19 protein-coding genes are annotated in these 20,871 nt (G+C 43.0%); 3 read left to right on the top strand and 16 right to left on the bottom strand.

Features of this window, described 5'->3' with window-relative positions; all coding sequences use genetic code 11:
• Positions 1–21: 21 nt before the first annotated feature.
• Entirely contained in the window at positions 22–492 is a 471-nt protein-coding gene (locus tag ACI4L0_RS05475) for an arginine repressor (protein ID WP_439799158.1), read from the top strand.
• A gap of 50 nt (positions 493–542) precedes the next feature.
• Here ACI4L0_RS05475 and ACI4L0_RS05470 read toward each other — a convergent pair whose 3' ends face one another.
• The 12 genes from ACI4L0_RS05470 to tpiA form a co-directional block, all read right to left on the bottom strand.
• Positions 543–3,122 (bottom strand): endonuclease MutS2, encoded by a 2,580-nt coding sequence (locus tag ACI4L0_RS05470; RefSeq protein ID WP_439799157.1) that lies wholly within the window; start codon positions 3,120–3,122, stop codon positions 543–545.
• Positions 3,119–3,766 carry an HAD family hydrolase gene (locus ACI4L0_RS05465; protein WP_439799156.1) on the bottom strand — a complete coding sequence of 216 codons (648 nt, stop codon included), beginning with the start codon at positions 3,764–3,766 and terminating at the stop codon, positions 3,119–3,121. Before ACI4L0_RS05465 ends, ACI4L0_RS05470 begins: the two co-directional genes overlap by 4 nt.
• A 1-nt stretch (position 3,767) precedes the next feature.
• On the bottom strand, positions 3,768–4,613 hold the full coding sequence (locus ACI4L0_RS05460) for a metal ABC transporter permease (RefSeq protein ID WP_439799155.1): 846 nt from the start codon (positions 4,611–4,613) through the stop codon (positions 3,768–3,770).
• Positions 4,614–4,620: 7 nt separating this feature from the next.
• Entirely contained in the window at positions 4,621–5,397 is a 777-nt protein-coding gene (locus tag ACI4L0_RS05455) for a metal ABC transporter ATP-binding protein (RefSeq protein WP_439799154.1), read from the bottom strand.
• Between the two features lie 56 nt (positions 5,398–5,453).
• Positions 5,454–6,386, bottom strand: coding sequence for a metal ABC transporter substrate-binding protein (locus ACI4L0_RS05450; RefSeq protein WP_439799153.1), 933 nt, complete (start codon positions 6,384–6,386; stop codon positions 5,454–5,456).
• A gap of 76 nt (positions 6,387–6,462) precedes the next feature.
• Positions 6,463–7,794: an O-methyltransferase gene (locus ACI4L0_RS05445; protein WP_439799152.1), complete on the bottom strand. Its 1,332-nt coding sequence runs from the start codon at positions 7,792–7,794 to the stop codon at positions 6,463–6,465.
• Positions 7,772–8,701: a peptide chain release factor N(5)-glutamine methyltransferase gene (prmC, locus tag ACI4L0_RS05440; protein ID WP_439799151.1), complete on the bottom strand. Its 930-nt coding sequence runs from the start codon at positions 8,699–8,701 to the stop codon at positions 7,772–7,774. Before prmC ends, ACI4L0_RS05445 begins: the two co-directional genes overlap by 23 nt.
• A 10-nt stretch (positions 8,702–8,711) precedes the next feature.
• Positions 8,712–9,791, bottom strand: a complete 1,080-nt coding sequence (gene prfA, locus ACI4L0_RS05435; RefSeq protein WP_439799166.1) for a peptide chain release factor 1 — start codon at positions 9,789–9,791, stop codon at positions 8,712–8,714.
• A gap of 78 nt (positions 9,792–9,869) precedes the next feature.
• Positions 9,870–11,201: an ASKHA domain-containing protein gene (locus ACI4L0_RS05430; RefSeq protein ID WP_439799150.1), complete on the bottom strand. Its 1,332-nt coding sequence runs from the start codon at positions 11,199–11,201 to the stop codon at positions 9,870–9,872.
• On the bottom strand, positions 11,202–11,765 hold the full coding sequence (locus ACI4L0_RS05425) for a chromate transporter (RefSeq protein WP_439799149.1): 564 nt from the start codon (positions 11,763–11,765) through the stop codon (positions 11,202–11,204).
• On the bottom strand, positions 11,762–12,319 hold the full coding sequence (locus ACI4L0_RS05420; RefSeq protein ID WP_439799148.1) for a chromate transporter: 558 nt from the start codon (positions 12,317–12,319) through the stop codon (positions 11,762–11,764). The genes ACI4L0_RS05425 and ACI4L0_RS05420 overlap by 4 nt, the downstream gene beginning before the upstream one ends.
• 141 nt (positions 12,320–12,460) lie before the next feature.
• The gene (tpiA, locus tag ACI4L0_RS05415; RefSeq protein ID WP_439799147.1) at positions 12,461–13,210 is read right to left on the bottom strand and encodes a triose-phosphate isomerase; all 750 of its coding nucleotides are present in this window, start codon (positions 13,208–13,210) and stop codon (positions 12,461–12,463) included.
• A gap of 263 nt (positions 13,211–13,473) precedes the next feature.
• Between tpiA and ACI4L0_RS05410 the strand changes: the two genes are divergently transcribed.
• Positions 13,474–14,613: an FIST signal transduction protein gene (locus ACI4L0_RS05410; protein WP_439799146.1), complete on the top strand. Its 1,140-nt coding sequence runs from the start codon at positions 13,474–13,476 to the stop codon at positions 14,611–14,613.
• Between the two features lies 1 nt (position 14,614).
• Positions 14,615–15,496, top strand: coding sequence for a methyl-accepting chemotaxis protein (locus ACI4L0_RS05405; RefSeq protein WP_439799145.1), 882 nt, complete (start codon positions 14,615–14,617; stop codon positions 15,494–15,496).
• Positions 15,497–15,592: 96 nt separating this feature from the next.
• On the opposite strand, the gene ACI4L0_RS05400 is transcribed toward ACI4L0_RS05405, so the two are convergent.
• The 4 genes from ACI4L0_RS05400 to ACI4L0_RS05385 form a co-directional block, all read right to left on the bottom strand.
• The gene (locus ACI4L0_RS05400; RefSeq protein WP_439799144.1) at positions 15,593–16,945 is read right to left on the bottom strand and encodes an argininosuccinate synthase; all 1,353 of its coding nucleotides are present in this window, start codon (positions 16,943–16,945) and stop codon (positions 15,593–15,595) included.
• A 160-nt stretch (positions 16,946–17,105) separates the two neighbouring features.
• Positions 17,106–17,879, bottom strand: coding sequence for a polyphenol oxidase family protein (locus tag ACI4L0_RS05395; RefSeq protein ID WP_439799143.1), 774 nt, complete (start codon positions 17,877–17,879; stop codon positions 17,106–17,108).
• Positions 17,876–19,594 (bottom strand): DUF5312 family protein, encoded by a 1,719-nt coding sequence (locus ACI4L0_RS05390; protein ID WP_439799142.1) that lies wholly within the window; start codon positions 19,592–19,594, stop codon positions 17,876–17,878. Before ACI4L0_RS05390 ends, ACI4L0_RS05395 begins: the two co-directional genes overlap by 4 nt.
• 97 nt (positions 19,595–19,691) lie before the next feature.
• The gene (locus ACI4L0_RS05385; protein WP_439799141.1) at positions 19,692–20,861 is read right to left on the bottom strand and encodes an acetylornithine/succinylornithine family transaminase; all 1,170 of its coding nucleotides are present in this window, start codon (positions 20,859–20,861) and stop codon (positions 19,692–19,694) included.
• Positions 20,862–20,871: the final 10 nt, after the last annotated feature.

Raw genomic sequence — 20,871 nt, 5'->3', positions numbered from 1 at the left:
ATGCATATTCCGAGGTGTATTTTGAAAGACAGACTTTTGAGACTGAAAACAATCCGCAGGCTGATAAAGACAAACAGAATTGAAAGCCAGGATGAACTCCTAAGCCATCTGCAGAATGAAGGATTTGAAGTTACTCAGGCAACACTTTCCAGAGATTTAAAGCTGATGAAAGTGGGCAAGATAAGCGACGGACACAGCGGCTATGCCTATACAATTCCGGAAGATGAAATTGAAAAAGAAAGCGAGCAGATTTATATAAGAGATTTTCTAAGAGGATATGTAAGCATTGAAACCAGCGGAAATATAATTGTAATAAAAACATTCGGCGGACACGGCGACAGTGTTGCAAATGCGCTGGACTCGCTAAACCTCCACGAAATCATAGGAACAATCGCAGGTGAAAACTGCATCTTTGCATGCCTCAGGGAAGGAGCAGATGCAAAAGCATTTCTTGAAAAGCTAAAGGAAAAAATCCCTGAGCTTGAAATTTAAAGCAGTAAAAAACGCAGAGCCAATACCTTCAGCTGCAAGAAAATATTTTTCTAAATAAGCTCCACGTACGTTTTGCCGGAGCCGCCTTCTTCTGGTCTGGCAAAATAAAAATTTTTTACACACTGGCACTGCTTTAAATAATCAGTTACTGCCTGCTGCAAAATTCCGTTTCCCTTTCCGTGGATCACAGAAAATTTCTTGAAATTGCTTGTTACGCATAAATCAATCTGATGCTCAAGTTCCTTTATTGCGCTTTCACATCTCATGCCTAAAAGCCGCAGCTCATATTTAGGAGCTTCCGTATTTTTTTCAGAATCAAAATCGCGCTCAATCACAAACGAAACACTTCCTGTCGCAGGCGCATTATCTTTTTTTGCAGGAATAAGCTGGTTCTCTGGAAAATTCATTTTCATAGAGCCAAACTGAACCTGCCACAATCCATTCTTTTCTTTTCTCAAAAGAACACCGCTGCGCTTTTCAGGGCCTGCAAAAACTTCATCGCCTTCTTTTAATGAGTCAACATTCCTGTTTTTTTTCTTTAATGAATTTTCAAATCTCAATGCCTCTGCGTTTTTCAGAGCCTCTGAATTTGAAATTCTTGAGCGGCTTTTTTTGCTTGAAATATTTTTTTTGTCTTTTAATTTTGAAATCCGAATTCCATTTTGCAGAATCTTCTGTTCCTCTTGCTCCAGCGCGGCAAGCTCGTTTTTTAAATTTTCCTTTTTGGCTTCTATTGCTTCTTCCTGCGCACCGACTTTCTCTGTCAATTCAGATAAAAATTTTTTTACACCCAGAGTTTTTTCACGGGTAATCTCGCCTTCCCTTAGAACCCTGACAAGATTTTCCAGCTTGCTTCTTGTTTCTCTTAGAAATGCGCTGCTGTGCAAATGTTCATCCTGCGCAAGCTCAACTTCCTTTTGAAGAATTCTGGCTTCCCTTGAATGGATTTTGAATTCCTTTTGAGAAAGTTCCGCTTCCTTTTGTTTCTGTTTTTCCACAAGCTCTTCAAGCTCTGCATGTTTTTCAGTAAGACCCTTTATAAGAGAACTCACATCAGCCTGCTGGTTCGATATATATTTTTTTGCCTGCACCACAACTTCCTGAGGCAAGCCGGAATTCAAAGCAATATCAATGGCGTGGCTTTCTCCCGAAACTCCAACCAGAAGCTTATACGTGGGGCGAAGAGACTGCGCGCTGAATTCAACAGAAGCATTTACGCACCTCGGGTTTGTGTATCCGTAATTCTTTAAAACTCCGTGATGAGTTGTCACAAGAACAAAAGCCTTTTTTTCAAGAAGCGAATCCAGAATAGCCATTGCAATCGCGCCGCCTTCAAGCGGATCTGTTCCCGTTCCAAGCTCATCAAGAAGAACAAGGCTTCTGCTGTCCGCATGCTGAATGGCAACCGCAATTTTTTTCATGCGGCTGGAAAATGTGCTCAGCGACTCTTCGATTGACTGCTCATCACCTATGTCCGCAAAAACAGAACTGAAAAAAGGAAGACGTGTTCCCTCATCCGCAGGAACAGGAAATCCTGCCTGATTCATCAATGCAAAAAGAGCCACAGTTTTCAGTGTCACAGTTTTTCCGCCGGTGTTGGGTCCTGTGATAATCATCACTGATTTTTCCGGCATAAAGCGTATAGTCACAGGAACAGCAGCAGAGCCAAGAAGCGGATGCCGGGCATTTAAAATAAGAGGAGGTTCATTTTCGCAAGAACACTCAGCCGCAAAAACACCGCCGACAGCAGCCTGGTATCTGGCAGCAGCGCAGGTGGAATCAAGCAGAAGCATCAAATCATGGCATACTGTAAAATCACTGCAATATTCTCTCAGCCGCTCAGAAATCTCCGTGAAGATTTTTTTCAGTTCAGCCTGAAGATTGAATTCCTCCTGCACAAGCTGATTGTTTGCCCTTACAATTTCCTCAGGCTCAATGTAAACCGTCTGCCTTGAAGGACTCACCTCGTGCACTATTCCCTTCACTGCGCCACTGTGGTCAGCACGAACTGCCAGAAGTTCCCTGTCTGCTTTTAGAACTGGAACATTGCTTTGCAGCACTGAATTCAACGTTGAATCAGAAGTATATCTTTTTAAAACAGAATCAATTTCCCGGTGCAGGGATGCAATTCTTTTTCTTATTTCTCTAAGTCCCGGCAAATCTTTTACTTCACCGGTTGAAACATCAATCACAGAAAAAATCAGTTTTGCGGCATTTTCCATAGACGGAGAAGACTTCGCAATATTCAGAAGCGAAGGAATTTCAAGCTCAAGGGCAGCTGTCTTTATAAGCGAAGAAGTTTCATCCGCATACAAGCAGAACAAGCCAAGCGCAAAAATCTGCTCATGCAAAAGCGAAGAGCCTTCAACTTTCAGCGCAGAAAAAATTTCTCTGACAGGCGGCCATGGCTTCAGCGCAGAAGGAAAACGCGAATTCAGATACAGGCTCCATTCACGCCCGAGCTGCTTCAGCTTTAAAATTTCCTCAGGATCCGCAGAACTCTCCCGGGAAAGCAGCAATTTTTTTCCCTCTTCAGTTGAAGCATAGGAAGCAACAGTTTCCCGTATTTTATAAAAATCAAAATCGCTGGCAACCTGCCCCTTCAAAAAAATATTTTCACAGCCGCTCATAGACAATCCAAAAGTTCCATAGGAGAATCAATTATTTTTTTTGCTCCGGCATTATTTAAAAAATCACTTGTTCTAAATCCCCACGACACGCTTACACATGGAACAGAAGCATTTTCCGCAGTCTTTATGTCAACATCAGAATCGCCCACATAAAGCACTTCAGAGCGGTCAACATTCAGAACTCGCATAACTTCCAGAAGAGAATCAGGAGCAGGCTTTCTTTTTCTTTCCGCACAATCACCGACGGCAGCATCAGGACGCACCGCTGAAGAAAAATAACAGGCGGCAAGATTTTTCACCTGCGCATCCGGCTTGTTGGAGGCAATTCCAATTTTTATTTTCATTGACTGCAATTCCGAAAGCATCTCTTCGATTCCCTTGTACGGGCGGGTTTTGTTTTTGCAGTTTTCAGCATAAATGCTTTTCATAAGTGAAATTGATTTTTCACATTCAAGGTTGCTTGTTCCAGCCGGAACTGCAAGCTCCATAAGCCTCGATATTCCGTTCCCGACAAACTGTCTGACTTCATCAATAGAACGCAGGGGGAAATTCATTCTGCGGAGCGTTTCATTGCAGGAATCCGACAAGTCTTCCAGCGTATCAAGCAAAGTTCCGTCCAAATCAAAAATCACAGCTTTTTTCATTTCAATTACTCTTTTTAAAAAACGACACAGCAAGACAGATAAAGAAAAGCGCGGCATTAGCCAGAACAATGGAAGCCCCGCTTGCAGAGCCAGTATAATATGAAAAACAAAGCCCTGCAATTCCTCCGAAAAGAGAAATACATTCAGAGACAATCAGATAGCGTCTTGAGCTTGCGCTGACAAATCTTGCTGATGCGGCAGGAAGCACAAGCATGCTGTTAATAACTAAAAGCCCCGTCCACTGAATACAGGCTGCCACAATAGCCGCAGTGAGCAGAGCAAAAATAAGTTCAACAGCAAGCACCTTAATCCCCCGGCTTTTTGCAAATGCAGAATGAAGAGATACTATAAGCATTCTGTTGTAAAACAAAATCCAGACAAGAATTAAAGCCGCCGCGCAGACAAGCAGAAATAAAATCTCACAGGGCTGAATGCTCAAAAGATCCCCGACCATGTATTTTTGATACTTGGAAAAATTTCCTCCTGAAGACAGAAGCACAAGTCCAACCGCGACAGATGTTGAAGAAAAAACTCCGATAATTGTATCGCTTGATGATTTTCCTTTTGACTTTACAATTATGATTAAAAAACCAAGCAGCATAGAAAACAAAATCATGGAAACATACACATTTCTTATTCCCAAAAAAAGTCCAAGAGCAATTCCCGTCAGCGCAGAATGTCCGATTGCATCACTGAAAAAACTCATCCGGCTTGAAACAACGTATGTTCCCAAGGCACCAAAAAGAGGAGCTGAGACAAGCACTGCAAGAAGAGCATTCTTCATAAAAACAGGAGAAAGCCATTCAAACGGAAAAATAAAATCCAAGAACGAATAAATCAAATGCATAGCTTTCTTACTCCGTTTTCACACATTCATCAGGAAGCAAAATGCGTCCAAAAATTTCAACGAACTCTTTTTTGCGGTAGATATCTTTTACACTGCCGACAGATGCGCTGGCCTTGTTGATAAACACAACTCTGTCTGCATGCCGGGCAACCAAATCCAGATCATGGCTCACCAAAAGAATTGTTATATCAAAATCCCGCCTTATTGAAGACACAAGCTCATAAAAAGATTTTAAGCCAAGCCGGTCAACGCCGCTTATAGGTTCATCCAAAAGCAAAATATCAGGAACCGGGTTTATTGCAAGCGAAAGCATGACACGCTGAAGTTCTCCGCCAGACAAATCACAGACACGGCGATTTAAAAGATGCTGTGCGTTTGTTCTTGAAAGAATTTCAGAGGCAGTTTCAACATCCTGCTTTCTATGCCTAAGCCACACAGGTCTTTTTGAAACACAGGCAAGAACAAGATCTTCAACACAGACAGGACTTCCCGGCTCAACAGAAAGAGACTGCGGAACATAGCCAAACACAGGCTTTGTTGTGACATACGGAATTCTTTTCCGGCATGTGCAGAATCTGTCATGATCGCTTGTGTGATCCTTTGTGCATTTTCCTGCGCATTTTTCTCCTTCAAAAATAATATTGCCTGAATGAGGAACTGTATCAAGCAAAGCCTTTATAAAAGTTGTCTTTCCAGCTCCGTTTCTTCCGACAATCGCAGTAAGCTCTCCGCAATGCAAATGAAGATTTATATCTTTTAAAATATATTCTGTTCCAGTTTTCACACATAGATTTTCTATGCGTGTACAGCAAACATGCGACTTTCCAATAAGACAGGCCATCAGTTTTTTTCCTGTGAAAATGCGCTTATCAAAACCTGAAGATTTTTTTCCATACAATCGATATAAGCATTTTTTGAAATCTCGCCGTTAACACATGGATCCAGCTCATAAACAGAAAGCCCTGTTTCTCTTGCAATGATTTCAGCGGCGCTTGAAGAATATTGAGGCTCTGCAAAAAGAACTGCGTTTCCGTCTGAAGCAAGAGAATTTTTTACAGTTTCAATTATCTGTGAAAGCTCCCGGGAGCTGGGGGCGGTTCCAGGTTCCTGCTCAATTACAGCTGAAATTTCAAAGCCGAATTCCTTGGCAAAATATGGAAACGCCTCATGAAAAGTTATAATTTTTTTTCCTGCAAATTTATCCAAAGACAAATGCATTTTCTCTTCAAGTTTTTTCAGCTTTTCAATATATGCAAGGGAATTTTTCCTGTAGATTTCTGCATTTTGAGAATCAAGGCTGCACAGTCCTTCTGTGATTTTTTCAACTTCATAAACAGCTCCCTGAATGCTCACCCATACATGCGGATTTTCATCAAAAAGCTCAAATCCCTGTGAAGCAACCACAAGAGAATTTTTTTTCATGGAAAAAGCCTTTTCAATAAAATCTTCCATTCCGCTTCCATTTACAACAAGAATGTCGCATTTTTCAATCAGCTTCATATCCCTGGTTGTAAGCTGATAATCATGAAGACATCCCGTTTCAGAAGGCGCCAAAAGTGAAAGCTCCACATTGTCCATTCCATCTGTTAAATTCAAAAGCATTATGTAAATCGGATAAAACGACGCTGTTATTTTCAACTTTTCATTTTGACTGGAATCTTCTCTGCTTTTGGAATCAAGCGAATTTTTCCATACTGAAAAAAAAGCAATCACAAATACAAAAAAACATACTGTAAAAACCAAAGTCGGCTTCAGGGAATTTTTATCTTTCATAAGCCCTATTCTATCTAAATGAAACATTATTTACAAGAATCAAATCAAAGGCCCAGATTCAGCGCTTAGTCAAATTTCAGAGCAAAGGCAATCTTAAAAAATTCACAGAAGTTTCAAAAAAACAAGGGACAGAATTTTCAAGCAGTTCGATAAGTTCTAAAAAAGATTTCAGCAATTCCATGTCAATTTCCATTTTTGCCAAATACTCATCTGGTTTTATAAGCGGACAGTTTTTTTGATTCTTGCTGAGCAGAAAAAAAGTTCGCGCTACATCAAATTCACGCGGCCCCCTGCATGAAAAAAAGAACCCTGAAGAAAAGCAAATTCCATGCTCATCTACCCATGCAGTTTCAAGAGAAAAATTTCCATGGCAAAAAGAATTTCCATCAGGGAGCTTTTTTATTTTTCTTATAACTGAAGAATTCTGCTTTGAATTTCCGCCGAGAGCAAGAAGCAGAACTTCCTTATACCCTGCAAGATTTTCTGCGCTGGAATTCAGAATTTTTTTATGAAGCGAAACAAATTTGTCGCAAAGGCAATTCTGTGAAACGCTCTCGCTCATTCTGCTGAAATGAAAAAACGAATTCCCCTGCACACGTAAAAGCTGACCGAATCCTTTTTCTGTTTTAAGAAATTCAGCAGGCTCAAGAAAAAAAATTCCGGAGGAATACGCCGAGCGGAAATTTCTAAACACCCGAAGCGCAAAATCCTTATCAGCACTTTCCTTAAAAATTTCCAGAACCCCAGAATCTCCAGCTTTAAAAGCCTGAAAAAAGCCGCCATCAAAAATCAAATTTTCAGAGGAAATAAAATGCAAAAAAGAAGGCTTTTTTCTGCTTACAGAAATTCCATCTCCTATATTATAAAACTGCGTTGAAAACTCTGTATTCTCCCTAAGGAAATTCACATACTTTTTTATTTTCCTGACAAGCTTCCGAGTGCTGTAGCTTTTTGTCAGGCTTTCATTTTCAACAATGCCATGAAAAAAAAGATTGTCGCTTATAACAACTCCATCTGGATTCAGATTGCGCTTGAACCGCTCAAAGAATTTTTCATACTGCGCTTTTGCCGCATCGATAAAAATCAAATCAAATTTTTCATCTATGCAGCAGGACAAAGCATCCGCGTGTATAACTTTTATCCGGTTTTCCAGGCCGCATTTCCGTACATTCTGAAGCGCCTGAATCACTCTATCTATGTCAATTTCAATAGTGGTAACCGAAACACAATTTCCGCACTGCGCAAACTGAATTGCAGAACAGGCAACAGCCGTTCCAATTTCCAGCACGGAATGCACTTTGTGCGATTTTATAAAGGCGCAGATGAATTCCGCAGAAGTATCCTGCATAACGGGAATTCCATTTTTTCTTGCCGCATCTGTTATTTCAGCCAAGGTTTCCGCTGACATTTCTAAACTGACCTTCCAAATCCTTATAGATTTTTATATTCTTAAAACCTGATTTTTCCATTATGCGCCCTGTCTCAAGAGCATTGTATTCGCCTGTTTCCAAAACAAGAATTCCATCCGGCGACAAAAAAGCAGGAGCCTGTCGAATCAAATTGCGGATCACTTCGAGTCCGTCGTCTTTTTCTGTAAGGCGGCCATCTTCGTCAATGTCACCGCACAGTGCAATCTCCGGCTCGCTTCTTCCATCCTTCAAAAGCTCGGCTGTCTGGGAATAAGGAACATAAGGCGGATTTGAAACAATGACATCAAAAATTTTATCCTTGCCGGCAAAAGATTTAAAAAGATTGCTTTGAACAAAAGAAGTCTTGTCCTGAACATCCAAAGGAAGCAGCCGCTGTGAATTTTTTTTTGCAACAGAAAGAGCAGCCCCGCTTATATCCACAAATGAAACTTCAGGAAGAAAAGCGCATGGAATGATTTTTTTTTCAGCCAGGAATTTTAAAATGCTGATTCCAACACAGCCGCTTCCAGTGCACATATCGCACACCGAAAGAATTTTTTTTCCGCTGTACCGGCTGAACATTTCAGTGATAAAAGCGGCGGCATTTTCCACAAGAATCTCGGTGTCGGGCTTTGGAATAAGAACCTGCTGTGTAACTTCAAATTCGTAGCCGAAAAATTCCTTTATGCCCGTAATATATGCAACCGGCAGTCCTGTTTTTCTTTTTGCAAGTGAAGCGCGGAAAATATTTTCCTGATTTTGCAAAAGCTCATATTCCCCATGAAAAAGAATAAAAGTTTCGTCGCATTTTAAAATCCACTTCAAAATAACATCAGCATCAAGAAGAGGACTTGGACTTGATTTCAACTCGGACAAAGCAAATGTCCGGGCCTGGCTCACCGTCATAAACAATGCATCAGCTTACAAGATCTGAACTATCCTTCAGCTGCTCCTCTTTTGCATAAACATTCAGCGCATCAAGCATTTCATCCATGTTTCCCATCATGAAGGACGGAAGATTGTGCAGGCTTAAATTTATCCGGTGGTCGGTAACTCTATCCTGCGGAAAATTATAAGTGCGTATTTTTTCACTTCGGGCGCCGCTTCCAACCATGCTTTTTCTTGCATCAGCGCGCTCTGACTGCCGCTTGGTTTCCTCAAGGTCGAACAGGCGTGCTCTCAAAACCCTGAATGCCTTGTCCTTGTTTTTATGCTGGCTTTTTTCATCCTGCTGAATAACAACAATTCCTGTCGGAATGTGCGTGAGGCGAACAGCAGAGTCAGTTGTATTTACACACTGTCCGCCAGGACCGCCGGCGCGCATAACGTCAACACGGACATCCTCGGGCTTGATTTCAATTTCAGTTTCCTCGGCTTCAGGCAAAACAGCAACCGTTACTGTGGAAGTCTGAAGGCGCCCCTGGCTTTCCGTTGCAGGAACACGCTGAACACGGTGAACACCGCTTTCCCAGCGCAGAGTTCCATAAACAAATTTTCCCGTGATGGAAGTTACAATTTTATTAAATCCGCCCACTTCAGTTTCCTGGGCTTCCATAGTTTCAGTCTTCCATGATTTGCGCTCTGCAAGATGCATATACATTTCCCACAAATCCCGGACAAAAAGGCTCGCCTCATCACCGCCGGCCGCGCTTCTGATTTCAAGAATTATATTTTTTTCATCAAGCGGATCAGGAGGAATAAGCTTGAGTTTTATTTCTTCCTCCAGCGCCGGCTTTCTTTCTTCAAGTGATTTCAGCTCTTCCCTTGCAAGCTCCTTCATGTCGCGGTCATCTTCTTCCGTGATAAGAACTGTGGCATCCTCAATGCCCTGCAGAAGTTTTTTATACTCATCATACAGCGACATAAGCTCCGTCAGCTGCTGATGCTCCCGCATTGTTTCCTTGTATTTTTTCTGATCCTTCACCAGTGAAGCATCCGCAATAAGCTCAGAAACAACAGCATAGCGGCCGCTGAGATCTTCAAGTTTCTTTAACAAATCCATAGTGCATAAACTATACTGACTTTTTATGAAAAAAGCAATGAACAGAAAACAGCGCAAAACAACGCCAGCAAATCAGAAATTCAAATTCTTTATATAAAGCTCCTGAAAATCATGATTCTGCACAAGGTCAACATGAACAGCATTTTCCGCAATCGCCGAAGCCTTTTTTCTAAGCCCTAGATCAAGAAGAAAAAGAGAAGCGCCCCCGAGAGAAGCATTGCCCGAAGAAACACAGCGGAAAGAAAGAAACTCCGGAATCATTCCCACAGCGCAGGCATCCTTAACAGGCAGCAGCGAACCGAATCCTCCTGCAAGATACAGCACTCCTGATTTGCACCCGGATTTTTCAGAAAGAATTTCAAGCCCCGTGGCAACCGCAGATTTTGCAAGCTGAAAATTTCTTATGTCCTTTTGGGAAAGAAAAATTCCGTCCTGAAGTTCTATCTTTTCCCGGACTGAATAAAATGCGCCGGATGAATCAATTATCCCGTTCGCCAAAAAAGCAGAAACCGCGCTCACAATTCCAGTTCCGCAGATTCCCACCGCCTTTTCATCTCCAAGAATTCCGCATTTAATTTTTCCATCGCCTGAAAAACTGACTTCCGCAATAGCTCCCTTCTGCGCAGGAATTCCACATTCAATTCCATAGCCTTCAAACGCAGGCCCTGCTGAAACAGAGGCGCAGAAAATCTTCCCCGAATCAGCGGAGCGGACACACATCTCGCAGTTTGTTCCAATATCCACAAGAAAAGCATTTTCCTTCTGCTCCATAAAGCCGGATGAAAGCATTGCGCAAACAGTATCGCCGCCAACAAAAGATTCCACAGCAGGAGAAAAATAAAATTCACAGTCCGGCGGAATCACATCGAATTTTCCAAGCCGCTCAGCCGGAATAGAAAAACCGAATTTATCAGGAAGCGAAAAAGGAAACTGAGAAAGAGAAGCCGCTGAAATTCCAAGAGCAAAAGATTCCATTGCGGTGTTCCCTGAAACAACAATCCGCCTGAGCAAAGGACGGCCGCGTCTGTTTTCCGTAAAAAAATTCTGGGACAAAAAAAGAAGACGGGATGCAAGCCGGTCAATCTGGTGAAGCACGGCGCGGTGCAATTTTTCAAGTCCGCCCGGAGAGCATGAAAACGTAATCCTGGAAACAACGTCGCTTCCAAAATCAGCCTGGCAGTTTTCTTCGCCCAGAAACGAAACAGGAATTCCATCCTTCAAGGTAAAAAGCCGGGCCGCAACTGAAGTTGTTCCGATATCAAATGCGATTCCCGCAAAATTCAGCGGAAGGGAAAAATCACCGCAAAAATTTTCGACCGGTGGAAAATCTGAAACAACTGAAATATTTTTTCCGGCACCGGAACTTCCGCACAGTCCGCAGTGCCTGCACACAGAGCATCTCATTTAATAGAACAGAATACCAAGCACAGCTCCCATGCCGACAACAACAACAGGATGAAGCTTTGTCTTAAAAAGCACAATCATGGAAAGCGCAAAAATAAGAACCGCAGGCCAGTCAAAAATCTGAAGAAACATTCCGCCGTTTTTTAAAGCAGACAAATTCAGAATTGACATTGAAAAAACCTGGACAAACACGCACAGGACAAGTCCGCTTGTAACAGGGCGCAATGTCTTGAACACAGACTGCACCAGAGGCATTTCCTGAAATTTTGAAAAAAACTTTGCAATCAAAATAATCGTAACAATCGAAGGAAGAATTTCACCTGCCGTCGCAATTATTCCTCCGGGAATTCCGTACAGCTCTGTTCCGATGTAGGTTGCAATATTTATTCCAATCGGGCCGGGCGTACTTTCGCTGATGGCAAGCATGCTGTAAAATTTTTCCGCGCTGATAAGTCCGTACTGATTCACAAGAACATTCTGCATAAACGAAGCCGCAACAAGACCGCCTCCGACTGCAAAAAAACCGATGTACATGAAAATAAAAAACAAATGCAAAAGAGTCATCTGCGCTCTCCGTGCTTAGAAGCAAAAAAAATAACCGCTCCTATAAAAGCGCCTGTCAAGACAACCAAAACTATGTGGGCATGCAAAAAATAAACCGCGGCAAATGAAGCGCAGAAAAGCAGAACAGCAGGAAGCTTTGTCAAATTTCTTTTGCACAGATTAAAAACCGCATAGGCAAGCAAGGCAGCAACGGCAGCATTGATTCCCTTCATGGCTTTCTGAACCGCCTCAATCTGCTCAAAGTTTGAAATAAATTTTGCAATCAGCGTTATTATAATGACAGAAGGCGTAACCATTCCCAGGGTTGCAAAAATTCCGCCAACTGAACCAGCACGCTTATGTCCCACAAATGTCGCAACGTTCACAGCAATTATACCGGGAGTTGTCTGGGCAATCGAATAGTAATCAAGAATTTCATCCATGGAAACCCAGTTTTTTTCTTTTACAAGAATACGCTCAAACATAGGAAGCATTGTAAGACCGCCTCCAAAAGTCACTAATCCGATTTTAAAAAAAACAGTATATAAAACTGCCAGTTCTTTAAGGAAAGCCATAGAGTTATAATAGTAAAATAAACATTCAGTGGCAATCAGTGAAAACTGAAAAATTTCTATAAAAAAAGCATGCCCTGGATTCAAGACATGCTTTTTGAAATTCAGTTTTTTGAAGTTTCGCTATATAAAGACTGAACTTTATCAGCACTCGCAAATCGGCACGAATGTTTCTGCCTTGAGCGAAGCGCCGCCAATCAAGCCGCCGTCAATATCAGGCTGGGCAAGCAGTTCAGGTGCGTTAGAAGCTTTCATTGAACCGCCGTACTGAATGATGATTTCATCAGCAACTTTCTGATTGTACAGCTTTGCAATGTAGCCGCGGATAAACTTGTGGATAGCCTCTGCATCTTCAGGAGTTGCAGTTTTTCCAGTTCCAATAGCCCAAACCGGCTCGTATGCAATCGTAACGCGCTTCATCTGCTCTTCCGTTACGCCTGCAAGGTCAGCAGAAAGCTGGAATGCGCATACCTGTTCAGCCTCGCCGGCTTCGCGTTCTGCAAGAAGTTCTCCGATACAAAGGTCAACTTCAAGACCTTCGTTCAAAGCGCGGCGAACCTTTTTGTTGATAAGTTCGTCGCTTTCGCCGATTTCGTGGCGGCGCTCTGAATGACCAAGAATGACGCACTGAACGCCGATGTCCTTGAGCATTTCAGTAGAAACTTCGCCAGTGTGCGCGCCGTTTGCAGTTGCAGCGCAGTCCTGGGCAGCAAGAATGATGTTTGAGCCTTTTACAACCTGTGCAACGGCATCAAGATAGACAAACGGAACACCAATCATGAATTTGTTTGTCTTTCCCTTCAAGGCTGCAACTAAATCAGAAGCAAGCTTAACTGCCTCCGCTTTAGAAGTGTTCATTTTCCAGTTTCCGGCGATATAATGTGTACGTGCCATAATCAAACTCCTATCATTAATAATGAAAACAATATTACAACAACGATAAACTAAAATCAACATAACCGCAAACAGGCGTTTCCTGCAATTTTCAAGGCGGCCCATATTACAAAAGTTTTACTTGAATCCGTAAATTAAAATATTTTTCCTGAGGGAAATGTAATATTTGCATGATAAAAAGACACATGCTATAATGGATAAAAATATTTAAATGCCATTTTTATTTTAAATGTTTCTACAACAAAAAAAAACGGGAGCAAAAGATGAAGCAAGAAATTGTTTTCACTGATCAGCCGGAAACAGAAAGCGCGGTAAAGGATCTTATAAAGCACCTGAAAAATTCCCCCGGGGAATATAATGCAGTGCTTTTTTTTGCATCTTCAGAATATGATTTTTCTATGCTTTCCAGTTTGCTGCACAATGAATTTTACAACGCCCAGGTTATCGGTACTACAACATCAGGGGAAATTTCCAATTCAGGGTTTACAACCAAATCTATTGTACTGACTGCGCTTTCATGCAGCAAAACAAGATTTTCAGGGATTGCGCTTGACGGAGTTGACAAATTTCCGATTGTACACAAAAAAAGGCTTGAGGATGCCGCAGGAAAAATCGGAATCAAGTGCGCAGATTCAATGTCGCACAAAGATGCGTTCGCGATTACATTTGTAAACGGGCTTTGCAATGCCGAAGAGGCGCTTCTTTCGTTTTTTTATTCCGTCATCAAAAACGACAATTTTATGATTGCAGGCGGTTCTGCGGGGGATGACCTTAAATTCAAGAAAACCTTTGCAAGCTACAACGGCACGGTCGTTTCGGACGGAGCTGTAATTCTTTTTGTAAAAACGCCGCTTCCTTTCTTTATCCAGAAGGAAAACATTTTCAAGCCGACCGGAAAACGCACAAAGATAACCCAGGCAGACACAAAGATTAGAAAAATCATTTCACTGGACGGCACAAATCCAAGATCCAGGTATGCCCAGCTTCTTGGAATTCCTGAATCAAAGGCGGACTCCGCGGCTCTCACAAATCCGTTCGGGCGGGTTTTCGGGGGACACACTTTTATTTCTTCCATTGCAGGTTTCAATCCCGACGGAACTATAAACATGTATTCCAGGGTTCTTCCGAATTCCACTGTAGAGCTTATGGAGCTTGTTCCTATCGAAGAAAAAATAGAAGAGTCGCTTAATTCAGCCCTAAAAGAAATTCCGCATCCAAAATGCATTCTATTGATAAACTGCATTCTGCGCACGATTATTTTTCAGCAGCAGAATATCTGCCAGAAAATATGCAGCCTTTATGAGTCGCACGGACTTAAATTCGCAGGATTTTCCAGCTACGGGGAACAGATTGGACGCATAAATTCAAACCAGACACTGGTCAGCATCATAATCGGAGAATAAGATGGATAAGAGAACTGCAATAAACGGCGGAAAGGAACTTGCAAAGCTCCTGATGGAATACTGCGCAAAAAATGCGTCAGGAAATTCTGATGCGCAGGATTATATAAACAGGGTGTCGGATGAGTCCGGCGCAAGCAACGAAGAAAGCAATGCGCTCAGGGAACTTTCCGAGTCAGACAAAAAGCTCTCTGAAAACGCAGGCGAGCTCATCAAGAATTTCAAGCGCACCGAAGAAGACAGCGAGCAGGTTTTCAAGGCATTTGAGGACTTTGCAAAGGGCGTTGACAAGGTTGAAAAAAACAACAGCAATCTCAAGTCCAGCATCGAAAATTTCGGAGAGCAGATTCATAAGATAATGAAGCACATGGATGACATAAGCGAAATTTCAGAGCGCACAAACCTGCTTTCGTTCAATGCATCCATAGAAGCGGCGCATGCAGGAAGCGCGGGCGTGGGCTTCAGAATAATTGCAAATGAAGTAAAGAAACTTTCCGAGAACACAAAAAAAGCTTCAGATGAAATCGCAAAAACTGTAATTGCACTCCAGTCAAAGCTTGAAATTCTTTCAGAGCAGAGCCGCCAGAATTCGGAGCTTCTTACTTCCCTTGTGGCTTCAACAGGGCAGTCAAAAGATACTGTCTACAAAATGGGAACAGAGGCAAAGTCAAATTCGTCCTTTGCACAGAACATGATTGAGCTGATTGACTACAACCATCAGACTATCAGCACTGTTCTCCAGAGCGTCAAAAAGCAAAATATAAAGCAGCTCAAGGAATTCGCAGACAGCGCTTCGCAGAATCTGATTCTGTTCAATGATATAATTTCATTCTCAATTCAGATAGACCAGATTTTCAAGTATCTCGAAGAAAATTTGGAAAACTGAAAAATACAACAAAAAAAATGCTGATTAACCATTGGTGATTAATCAGCACTATGCCGCAGGGTGAACCCTGCATTTTTTTAGCTTGTCTTACAAACTTTACTCTGTAGGACGCTTTTTAAGCCGCTTGCTTTTTGGAACTGCCTGGCCTTCGCCAACTTCCTGCTCCATCATAGCGCGGACTTTCAAAGGCAGGCCAAACAAAGTGATAAATCCCTGCGCATCCTTATGGTCGTACAGCTCGCCTGTTTTGAATGAAGCTATGCTTTCGTTGTACAGGCTGTACTTTGAATAAGAACCGGCTCCGCGGATAGCTCCCTTGCACAGCTTGAGCTTTACCCAGCCAGTAACAGTTTCCTCTGTCTTGTCAACAAATGCCATGCAGGAATCAAACAATGTTGTAAACCATTTTCCGTCATATATAAGCTCGGCAATCTTTATTGAAACCTGCTGCTTGTAATGGTATGTGTCGCGGTCAAGGCAAAGATGATCAAGCATTCTGTGCGCAAAATAAAGCACCGCTCCGCCCGGAGTTTCATAGACACCGCGGCTTTTCATTCCGACACAGCGGTTTTCACATATATCAACAAGTCCGATTCCGTTTCTTCCGCCGATTTTATTCAGCTCGATAAGAAGCTTCAGCGGATCCATCTTTTTTCCGTTGACAGCCACAGGAATTCCCTTTTCAAAATCAATCTTAACATACTCGCCGGCAGCAGGAGCTTCTTCAGGCACAACTGTATTCTTGAGCATGTGCTTGTAGTTCGGCTCATTTTCAGTTTTTTCAAGCTCCAGGCCTTCGTGGCTCAGATGCCAGATATTTTCATCGCGGCTGTATGACTGGTCTTTTTTCATCGGAACTTCAAGTCCGCGCTCCTCAAGATACTTGATCTCAGCTTCGCGGCTGTCCATGTTCCACTTGGAATCACGCCAGGCTGCAATAACCTTCAGATCAGGAGCAAAAGCCTTTATGGCAAGCTCAAAGCGAACCTGGTCATTTCCCTTTCCGGTTGCGCCGTGGCAGATTGCAACAGCTTTTTCCTGGCGGGCATACTCAACAAGAATTTTTCCGATAAGCGGACGGGCGGTAGATGTTCCAAGAAGATATTCATCCTCGTAAACAGCATTTGCCTTGAGCGCAGGCCATACATATTCTTCAATATATTCCTTGCGGGCATCCACAACATAGCAGGCAGAAGCACCCGTTTTCAAAGCGCGGGCTTTTATAGCCTTCCAGTCATCTCCCTGACCGACATCAATGCAGACGGCGATAACATCATAATCATAGTTTTCCTTGAGCCATGGAATAATAACAGTTGTATCAAGACCGCCTGAATAAGCCAAAACGACCTTTTCTTTTTTTGAAACCGCAGATTTTGCGACTCTTGCAGCTCTTTTTGCAGTTGACTTCACAGCCTTTGCTGCTTCCGAAACCTTTTCTTTTACAGCCATAAAAACGCCTCGCATAAAAAGTTTACGGCAATTTTTAAAATCACCGTATGCATAGAATATACATTTTAATGAATAAATATGCAATATCAAAAAGAAAGGTTTAAAGGCTGCGCACTATTGAACTTCCGCTTGCAAAGTGAATTTTGCGCGGCGTGCAATTCTATTGAGCAAAAACAAATGCCGCCTGCACTGTAAAACGGAGGCTGCGCTCCTCAAGGGAAACTTCAGGCGGAATATCCGCTGTCTGCCGTCTGAACGAGCCGTACTTAAATTTTCCGTTTTCCCTGAAGCAGCAGGTACATTCACCGCTTACAAGAATATTATCAGCAGGAACACCCATCGATTCAAGCAGAAAAAGATTCGCCCTTGCAAGACTGAGGGAAAACAAATTTTCCTTGAGCGGCGCAACACAGCCGCTGCCAAACTGCCGCGAAAAGTAAAGGGCGCGCTCTTCATCCACCGAATAGCAGCATGAATGTATATGAGGCCCCAGAACAAAGCAGATGTCCTCAGGCTTTGAGCCATAGCGGCCGGCAAGCATTTCAACTGCCCGTGAAGCAATTCCGGTTCCCTTCCATCCTGAATGAAGAACACCGAATATGCCGGTGCTTGTATCGTACAAAAAAATCGGCATGCAGTCAGCAACCGTAACAGAAGGAACCAGCGCGGCATTCGAAGTGAGCACACCATCGCCTTTTTTCAGAAAAATATCATCCGCGGAAGAAACTTCGTACACAGTCCGGGAATGAATCAGCTCCGGCTGAACCACAGTCCTTGAGTCTTTAAAAACAGACGAAAAAAAATCTGCTCTGAGCCCATTCGTTTCATTCCACCTAAAGCGCATTGTTCCGGCTTCAATAGTAGTCATTGCCCAAAGCGGCGCGGACTCCAGGGCTTTCCCCCTGTGCAGGAATTTTCCAGTGAAAAATTTCATACCGAGATGCTTTCCATTTCGCCGATAGCCTGAAAAACTTCCAGGGCGGATTTTATGCTGCGTGTGAGTTTTTCAAAAAGCTCGCAGAATTCCTTGTTGTCGGCTCCCTGTATCTTGCGCAAATTCAGAAGAGGACCGTAATAAACCGTGGATTTTTCTCCGAGAAGAGCAAGCAAAAGATTTTCAAAGCCCGCAAGAAATTTCGCAAAAGTTTCTATGAGCCACGATGCATTTTCTTCTATTTCTACTGCAAGCCCGGCAAGTTTTTCCCTGTCCTGCTTTCTTCCAGAGGAAACACACTGGATAATTTCAGCCCCGTAATCTCCTGAAGCCGAAAGCCGCTTTTCAAAGGCATTGTTTTTTTCAAGAAACGAATTCAGCTCTGAAATCATATCGGAAAATTCATACATGTTTTCCTTTATCGAAAATTTGCCCTCAAGCGTTATTGTCGCCAAAAGCTGCTTGTACTTTGGAAGCTCGGTTTTTAGGCACCAGTTCAAAAAGCCCAGCGAAAGCTCATGCTTGCAGATAAAATCTCCGCCTGTTTTTTCCCACGGGCACGCCGGATACTTCGGGAAATCAGGAATTCCAAAGGAAACCGCAAGCATTTTTTTTGCCTCTGCTTTTCTGAATTCCTTGTTCCACTGCCTGAGCCTGCCGTCCAGCACAACTTTCCACTGCTCCCTGAATTTCTGAAACCACAAGTCAGCAAAACTCAAGCCCATCGGAGCATAAAGCGAATTTCCAAAAACAACCTTGCCGAATTTTTCAAGCGGAATTTTTTCAGAAAACATATTCACCATGGAAATTTCAGACATCGCCGCGCTCACATTTTTTGCCGTTTCCTCGTATGATGAAGATACAGAATTCCACAGATCGGATTTCTGCGTGCACGACATAAACAGCACAGAAAGCGTTGTGTCAGAGCACGGAACACCGCCTGAGACAACATGCGCAATGCAGTCAAATCCCTCCTTTATCTGAGCAAAAGAACAGCTGTGTGAAGAGCCTGAAGAAAAATTCGCCGCGGCGGAAGAAAGCGGAAGTTTTGAAAACAGCTTCAGATGCTCAAATTCCTTTGCAAACGAAGACATCTTCAGTTTTTCCTCGGAGGAAATCCCGGCAAGAATTGAATTCAGCTTTGTAAAAATGATATTCCGTATATCAGCCGGCAGCGGCTTTTCAAAAGGATAATTGTACAGATCACATGAAGATTTTATTTCCTGGACAACTTCCGGCATAACGCAGGCTCCAAGGTGAAAATAAAAAATCCCCGGAACAGCCTCAAGAGAATCAAAAAACGGCTTGAAAAATTCCTGGGCCTTCTTCAAATCAATAAGGGCATTATAGAATCCTGTCAATAACGACTTGTTCTTGCAGTCAATCATATCAGGAAAATCATGATCCAGATTTTTGGAAAATGAAGACACAACCGAATTGTTATATATAGTTTCAATGCTTGAATTCAGCAGCAGCGACTTTATCCACAAAAACAGCCTGTATAGAAGCGGCTCCTGCTTGAATTTTTCCAGAAGATTCAGCTTTTCCTCTTTTTTGCGCTCCTTATCAAGATTGTCATCGGATTCCCCTGTAGAAAAAGAAAGCTCAAGGTTATCCTGCTGAATCTGGTTCAGAATATCGGAACGCTCTTCCTTGGAAAGATTCGATGCCAGAATTTCAAAATTGCTTTTAGCTGATATATTCCTGTTTTCCATAATACTGTTTATTCTATGGGAAGAAAGCAGAAAAGTAAAGGGAAGAGAAACACTGGACAGCCCGAATGTGGACTATCCAGCGATGGCTTGAAAACGCTCAGTTTACTGAAGTTTTCTCAAGAACTTTTTTTATAACAGCAAGCCCCTGGTCTATTTCCTTATATCCAATATTCAGAGGCGGAACCAGCCGAAGAACATTTTTTCCGGCGGTGGAAAAAAGCACACCCTCTTCAAGGCAGAGCTTTTCCACTTCAACAGGATTTCCTGAAATCTGAATTCCAATCATAAGACCGGCGCCCCGGACATCCTCCACACACGGAAGATTCCAGCTTTTTACAGTGCTGCGGATATATTCGCCTTTTTCCGACACGCTCTGCAAAAATCCATCTTTTAGAATTTCGTGCAGCACCACACTGGCGGCGCGGCATGCAAGAGGATTTCCGCCGAATGTAGACTGGTGGTCTCCGGCAGCAAGGACGTTTCCCTTTCCGCGGTACAGGCAGGCTCCCATTGGAACTCCGCCGGCAATAGCTTTTGCGAGCGTTACAACTTCAGGATGAATTCCAAGCTGCTCACTGGCAAGAAGAGTTCCCGTGCGCCCCATTCCAGTCTGAACTTCGTCACAGATAACAATCGCGCCGGCCTTTCTGGCAGCCTCAGCAGCAGCGCATGCCCACTCCTTGTCCAGAGGGAACACGCCGCCTTCGCCCTGAACGCACTCCATCATCAGCGCAGCCGTGGTATCGTCAAAGGCAGTCCCAAGAGCTTTGTAGTCGCCGGGGCATATTGTCTTAAATCCCTCCAGATACGGAGCGAATGATTCAGGGTGAAAAACATCCTGTCCGGTGGCTGTGATTGTAGCTATTGTCCGCCCATGGAACGACCGCTCAAGGGTCACAATAGTCTTTCTTCTGGAGCCGCCGTTCAGCTGTCCGAATTTGCGTGCAAGCTTCACCGCAGCTTCATTTGCCTCCGCGCCGCTGTTTCCAAAGAACACGCCTTCAAATCCGGTAGCCGCAAGAAGCTCCTCCGCATAGCTTACGCCTATATCGCTCAGAAAATAATTGCAGATATGAATCTGTTTTCTTGCCTGATCCGACACAGCCTTTACAAGCGGCTTGAAATCATGTCCCAGACAGTTCACTGCGATTCCGGCAAGAAAGTCTATGTATTTTTTTCCGTTGACATCGGTCAAAACAGAGCCTTTTCCTTTTTTGAATACAACATCAAACGAACCGTAATTATTTAAAATCGTTTTGCTTCCCATAGGTCTATCC

The sequence above is a fragment of the Treponema sp. genome (assembly GCF_051883275.1).
In the GTDB taxonomy this organism is placed as follows: Bacteria; Spirochaetota; Spirochaetia; order Treponematales; family Treponemataceae; genus Treponema_D.
Note: the sequence above shows the minus strand (reverse complement) of the source record. Positions and strands in the feature narration are given on the sequence as shown.

Bases quoted from the DNA above. Each gene is read 5' to 3' on its own strand.
- ACI4L0_RS05430 (WP_439799150.1), bottom strand. From the start codon at position 11,201: ATGAGATGCTCTGTGTGCAGGCACTGCGGACTGTGCGGAAGTTCCGGT.
- ACI4L0_RS05400 (WP_439799144.1), bottom strand. From the start codon at position 16,945: ATGGCTGTAAAAGAAAAGGTTTCGGAAGCAGCAAAGGCTGTGAAGTCA.
- prmC (WP_439799151.1), bottom strand. From the start codon at position 8,701: ATGACGGTGAGCCAGGCCCGGACATTTGCTTTGTCCGAGTTGAAATCA.
- ACI4L0_RS05425 (WP_439799149.1), bottom strand. From the start codon at position 11,765: ATGACTCTTTTGCATTTGTTTTTTATTTTCATGTACATCGGTTTTTTT.
- ACI4L0_RS05450 (WP_439799153.1), bottom strand. From the start codon at position 6,386: ATGAAAGATAAAAATTCCCTGAAGCCGACTTTGGTTTTTACAGTATGT.
- ACI4L0_RS05390 (WP_439799142.1), bottom strand. From the start codon at position 19,594: ATGGAAAACAGGAATATATCAGCTAAAAGCAATTTTGAAATTCTGGCA.
- ACI4L0_RS05465 (WP_439799156.1), bottom strand. From the start codon at position 3,766: ATGAAAAAAGCTGTGATTTTTGATTTGGACGGAACTTTGCTTGATACG.
- ACI4L0_RS05470 (WP_439799157.1), bottom strand. From the start codon at position 3,122: ATGAGCGGCTGTGAAAATATTTTTTTGAAGGGGCAGGTTGCCAGCGAT.
- ACI4L0_RS05410 (WP_439799146.1), top strand. From the start codon at position 13,474: ATGAAGCAAGAAATTGTTTTCACTGATCAGCCGGAAACAGAAAGCGCG.
- ACI4L0_RS05395 (WP_439799143.1), bottom strand. From the start codon at position 17,879: ATGAAATTTTTCACTGGAAAATTCCTGCACAGGGGGAAAGCCCTGGAG.
- ACI4L0_RS05420 (WP_439799148.1), bottom strand. From the start codon at position 12,319: ATGGCTTTCCTTAAAGAACTGGCAGTTTTATATACTGTTTTTTTTAAA.
- ACI4L0_RS05405 (WP_439799145.1), top strand. From the start codon at position 14,615: ATGGATAAGAGAACTGCAATAAACGGCGGAAAGGAACTTGCAAAGCTC.
- tpiA (WP_439799147.1), bottom strand. From the start codon at position 13,210: ATGGCACGTACACATTATATCGCCGGAAACTGGAAAATGAACACTTCT.
- ACI4L0_RS05385 (WP_439799141.1), bottom strand. From the start codon at position 20,861: ATGGGAAGCAAAACGATTTTAAATAATTACGGTTCGTTTGATGTTGTA.
- ACI4L0_RS05445 (WP_439799152.1), bottom strand. From the start codon at position 7,794: ATGTCAGCGGAAACCTTGGCTGAAATAACAGATGCGGCAAGAAAAAAT.
- ACI4L0_RS05460 (WP_439799155.1), bottom strand. From the start codon at position 4,613: ATGCATTTGATTTATTCGTTCTTGGATTTTATTTTTCCGTTTGAATGG.